5 protein-coding genes and 1 riboswitch are annotated in these 4,658 nt (G+C 67.4%); all 5 genes read right to left on the reverse strand.

The window, feature by feature from the left end:
• Nucleotides 1–257, reverse strand: a 257-nt coding sequence (locus CVM52_RS23775) for a (d)CMP kinase (RefSeq protein ID WP_205965015.1), incomplete at its 3' end; no start/stop codon positions are given.
• Nucleotides 254–1,606, reverse strand: a complete 1,353-nt coding sequence (gene aroA / locus CVM52_RS23780; RefSeq protein ID WP_100164808.1) for a 3-phosphoshikimate 1-carboxyvinyltransferase — start codon at nucleotides 1,604–1,606, stop codon at nucleotides 254–256. The genes CVM52_RS23775 and aroA, both read right to left, overlap by 4 nt.
• 72 nt (nucleotides 1,607–1,678) lie before the next feature.
• A complete protein-coding gene (gene trmB / locus CVM52_RS23785) occupies nucleotides 1,679–2,383 on the reverse strand; it encodes a tRNA (guanosine(46)-N7)-methyltransferase TrmB (protein WP_100164809.1) in 705 nt (234 codons plus the stop codon).
• A gap of 98 nt (nucleotides 2,384–2,481) precedes the next feature.
• Nucleotides 2,482–3,663: a methionine adenosyltransferase gene (gene metK / locus CVM52_RS23790; RefSeq protein ID WP_100164810.1), complete on the reverse strand. Its 1,182-nt coding sequence runs from the start codon at nucleotides 3,661–3,663 to the stop codon at nucleotides 2,482–2,484.
• A gap of 5 nt (nucleotides 3,664–3,668) precedes the next feature.
• Nucleotides 3,669–3,717: riboswitch (SAM-SAH riboswitch) on the reverse strand.
• Between the two features lie 31 nt (nucleotides 3,718–3,748).
• The coding region (gene lnt / locus CVM52_RS23795) for an apolipoprotein N-acyltransferase (protein ID WP_100164811.1) at nucleotides 3,749–4,658 on the reverse strand (910 nt) is incomplete at its 5' end.

Raw genomic sequence — 4,658 nt, forward strand, 5'->3', positions numbered from 1 at the left:
CGCACCTCGGGCAGCACGGCAACCCGGCTGGCGGCTTCCGCCACGACCGAGGTGCGCAGGTTGCCGGCCTCCAGGTCAGCGGCTTGCAGCGCCTCCGCCGCCTCCAGCGGCTGCATCCCCTCCAGCACCTTGGCGCCAACCGCGCGATAGAGCAGCCCGGTGTCCAGATGGGCCAGGCCGAACCGGTTGGCCACGGCGCGCGAAATCGTGCCCTTGCCCGCCGCGGCGGGGCCGTCGATGGCGACGGTAAAGCTCATGCGCTACCCCGGCTGATATTGGCCCCCAGCGTGCCCATCAGCGATTCGAAAATCGGGAACGAGGTGGCGATGGGGCTGCCGTCATCCACCGTGACCGGCGCCTGCGCCGCCATGCCCAGCACCAGGAAGGACATCGCGATGCGGTGGTCCAGGTGGCTTTTGCAGGTGGCGCCGCCCGGCACCGCGCCGGGGCCGGAGGCGGTGACCGACCACCAGTCTTCGCCCTCGTCCACCACCACGCCGCAGGCCCGCAAGCCGGTGGCCATGGCGTCGATCCGGTCGCTTTCCTTCACCCGCAGCTCTTTCACCCCGCGCATCATGGTGGTGCCGCGCGCATGGGCGGCGACCACCGACAGCACCGGGTATTCGTCGATCATGCTGGCGGCGCGGGCCGGCGGCACTTCGATCCCGCTCATGTCGGGGGAATAGCGGGCGCGCAGGTCGGCCACCGGTTCGCCGCCTTCCTCGCGAGGGTTCTCATAGGTCAGGTCGGCGCCCATCTCGCGCAGGGTGGTGAACAGGCCGGCGCGGGTGGGGTTCAGCCCGATGCCCGGCACCAGGACATCCGAGCCCGGCACGATCAGCGCGGCGCAAACCGGAAAGGCGGCGCTGGACGGGTCGCGCGGCACGGCGATGACCTGCGGCGCCAGTTCGGGCTGGCCGGTCAGGGTGATGACCCGGCCCTCGTCGGTGTCTTCGACGGTCAGTTCGGCGCCGAACCCGGTCAGCATCCGTTCGGTATGGTCGCGGGTGGCTTCCTTTTCGATCACCACGGTCTGGCCCGGTGCGTTCAGCCCGGCCAGCAGCACCGCGGATTTCACCTGAGCCGAGGGCACCGGCACCGTATAGCGCACCGGCAGCGGATCGGCGGCGCCGACGATGGTCATCGGCAGCCGGCCGCCGGACCGGCCGACCGCCTGCGCCCCGAACAGCGCCAGCGGGTCGGTGACCCGCGCCATCGGGCGCTTGTTCAGGCTGGCATCGCCGGTGAAGGTGGCGGTGATCGGCGAGGTCGCCATCGCCCCCATGATCAGCCGCACGCCGGTGCCGGAATTGCCACAATCGATCACTTTGCCGGGCTCGGCAAACCCGCCGACACCGACGCCATGCACCGACCAGGCGCCGCCGCCATGGTCGATCACCTCGGCGCCGAAGGCACGCATCGCCTTGGCGGTGTCCAGCACGTCCTCGCCTTCCAGCAGGCCGGTGATTCGGGTTTCGCCCACCGACAGCGCGCCGAGGATCAGCGCCCGGTGCGAGATCGACTTGTCGCCCGGCACCTGCGCCTTGCCCACCAGCGGACCGCAGGGGGACGAGGTCATCGGGAGGGGCGTGCCGTGGCCGGACATGGGCAGGTTCCTTGCTTGTTTGCGGCCTGATAGCGCAGCGCATTTGCCCTGTCCACGCTTGCGCGGCGCGGCTCAGCCCTGGCGGGTGAAGGTCAGATAATGCGGCGTGCGCCCCTCGCGCAGTGCCTTCTGTTCATACCGGGTGGACAGCCAGTCGCCCCAGGGCCTGCGCCAGTCGGCGGGGCGCTGCGCCTGCCAGGCGAACCCGGCCTTGGGCACCTCTTCCAGTGTCTGGCGGACGTAATCGGGAATATCCGTCGCCACCCGCAGCACCGCGCCCGGTTGCATCACACGGGCCAGCGGTTGCAGGTGTTCGGGCGTCACGAAGCGGCGGCGGTGGTGGCGTTTTTTCGGCCAAGGATCGGGATAGAGCAGGAAGGCGCGCGCGATCGAATTGTCCGGCAGCACGTCGAACAGGTCGCGGGCGTCGCCGGGATGCACGGCGAGGTTGTCCACCCCCGCGCGCCGGATCTTGCCCAACAACATGGCGACGCCGTTGATATAGGGCTCGGCCCCGATGATCCCGACATCGGGGTTCTGCGCCGCCTGATGCACCAGATGCTCGCCACCGCCGAAACCGATCTCCAGCCAGATTGGCCGGTCGCCGAAACGCGCCTGCAGGTCCAGCGGGGTACGTTCGGGGTTTTCCTCCCAGCCGACCGCGCCCGGCGACAGCTGGACCAGATCCTGATCCAGATAGGTCTTCTGGCTTTTCTTCAGGGCCTTGCCCTTGAGGCGGCCGTAAAAGTTGCGATGCGGGCGGTCGGGGCTGGTCATGGTGCGGGATACTTTAAACGGACGCAGACCCGGAGGCGATCCGGGTCTGCTGAAGTTGGTGAGGTCCCGGACCGGGTCCGGGACGCGGGTTTGACGGATCAGACGGCTTTTTTCAGCGCATCCACCAGGTCGGTCTTTTCCCAGGAGAATCCGCCATCGGCATCCGGTTCGCGCCCGAAATGGCCATAGGCCGCGGTGCGCTGGTAGATCGGCTTGTTCAGCTGCAGGTGCTGGCGGATGCCGCGGGGCGACAGATCCATCACCTGGCCGATGGCCTTCTCGATGTCCTCGGGTGCGACCTCGCCGGTGCCGTGGGTGTCGGCATAGATCGACAGCGGCTGCGACACGCCGATGGCATAGCTGAGCTGGATGGTGCATTTCTCGGCCATGCCGGCGGCGACCACGTTCTTGGCCAGATAGCGCGCGGCATAGGCGGCCGAGCGGTCCACCTTGGTGGGATCCTTGCCCGAGAAAGCCCCGCCGCCATGCGGCGCGGCGCCGCCATAGGTGTCGACGATGATCTTGCGCCCGGTCAGGCCGGCATCGCCATCGGGGCCGCCGATCACGAACTTGCCGGTGGGATTGACGTGCCAGATGGTCTGGTTGGTCAGCCAGCCATCGGGCAGGGTTTCGACGATATAGGGCTCGACGATGGCGCGGATGTCGTCCGAGGTGAGATCTTCGTCCAGATGCTGGGTCGACAGCACCAGCGAATGCACGCCAACCGGCTTGCCATCTTCGTAGATCACCGAAAGCTGGCTTTTGGCATCGGGGCCCAGGGCCGGTTCCTGCCCGTTCTTGCGCACCTCGGCCAGACGGCGCAGGATGGCATGCGAGAACTGGATCGGCGCCGGCATCAGCGCGTCGGTTTCATTGGTGGCGAAACCGAACATGATGCCCTGGTCGCCAGCGCCCTCGTCCTTGTTATCCGCCGCGTTCACGCCCTGCGCGATATGCGCGGATTGTTCGTGCAGCAGATTGGTGACTTCGCAAGTGGCATGGTGGAACTTGTCCTGCTCGTATCCGATATCCTTGATACAGGCGCGGGCAATATCCTCGATACGCTCCATGTAGTCGTGCAGTTTGTCCTGATCGCTCAGGCCCACCTCGCCGCCGATCACCACGCGATTGGTGGTGGCGAAGGTCTCGGCCGCAACGCGGGCCTCGGCCTCTTCGGAGAGGAGGGCGTCGAGCACGGCGTCGGAAATGCGATCGCAGACCTTATCCGGGTGGCCCTCGGAAACGGATTCCGAGGTGAAAATATAGTTCCTACGTGCCATGAAGATGCTCCATTAAAGTTAGCCCACCACGCCAGGAAGCCGTTGTGATGAGATCGGTTCCGGTTACGCGCGCCGCACAGCCGGGTCAATCGCTGATTTCACGATTCCGTGCGGCAGAGTAGCGCCACAGCCCGAAAACCAAGGCGAGCGTCAGCAGAAAGACCGGAAAATCACCGGTTTTGGCATAAAAAGTGGGGGGCAGGGCGGCAGGCAGCGGCGCATCGGCATATCCGGCCTCGCCCAGCGGCAGCTCCGCGATTATCCGCCCATGCGGATCAATCATCGCCGAAATGCCGGTATTGGCCACGCGGATCATCGGCAGCCCCTGTTCGACGGCGCGCATCCGGGCCTGCGCCAGGTGCTGATAGGGCCCCGACCAGGTGCCGAACCAGGCGTCATTGGTGATCTGCAACAGGAAGCTGCCGCGCCCGGGCGCACCGGCGACATCCTGGGCAAATACCGCCTCGTAGCAGATCAGCGGCACGGCAGTCCCCAGCGCGCCGAACGGCATCAGTTGCGGGCCCGGCCCGGCCGTCATGCCGCCGGGCACCGCATTGGCGATGGCACTCAGGCCGATCCGCGAGAAAAGGTTGGCATAGGGGATGTATTCGCCGAAGGGCACCAGGTGGTGTTTGTCATAGATGCCGGCAACGGCGCCGGTGCCGTCGAGGCGGACCAGCGAATTGTAATAGCCCTCGGTGCCGGGGCGCAGCAGGCCCAGCACCACCTCGGCCCCGGCCGCCGCGTCGGCGATGATCTGCAGCGGATCGCCGGTGATGTTCAGCCGGTTGGGCAGCGCCGCCTCGGGCCAGACCACCAGGTCGGGCCGGGGCGCGGCGGCGGTATAGTCCACCTGGCGCTGGAAGAAGACCGGCATATAGGCCGGATCCCATTTCTGCTGCTGCGGCGCGTTGGGCTGCACCAGGCGCACGGTCTGGCCGGTCATCGCCACCTCGCCCTGCGGCGGCGGCAGGGTGGCGGCGGCCAGCAGCAGC

Origin of the sequence: Pseudooceanicola lipolyticus (assembly GCF_002786325.1) — a bacterium.
Taxonomy (GTDB): Bacteria; Pseudomonadota; Alphaproteobacteria; order Rhodobacterales; family Rhodobacteraceae; genus Pseudooceanicola_C; species Pseudooceanicola_C lipolyticus.

Coding starts and splice junctions, on each gene's coding strand:
- aroA (WP_100164808.1), bottom strand. CDS start 1,606: ATGTCCGGCCACGGCACGCCCCTCCCGATGACCTCGTCCCCCTGCGGT.
- trmB (WP_100164809.1), bottom strand. CDS start 2,383: ATGACCAGCCCCGACCGCCCGCATCGCAACTTTTACGGCCGCCTCAAG.
- metK (WP_100164810.1), bottom strand. CDS start 3,663: ATGGCACGTAGGAACTATATTTTCACCTCGGAATCCGTTTCCGAGGGC.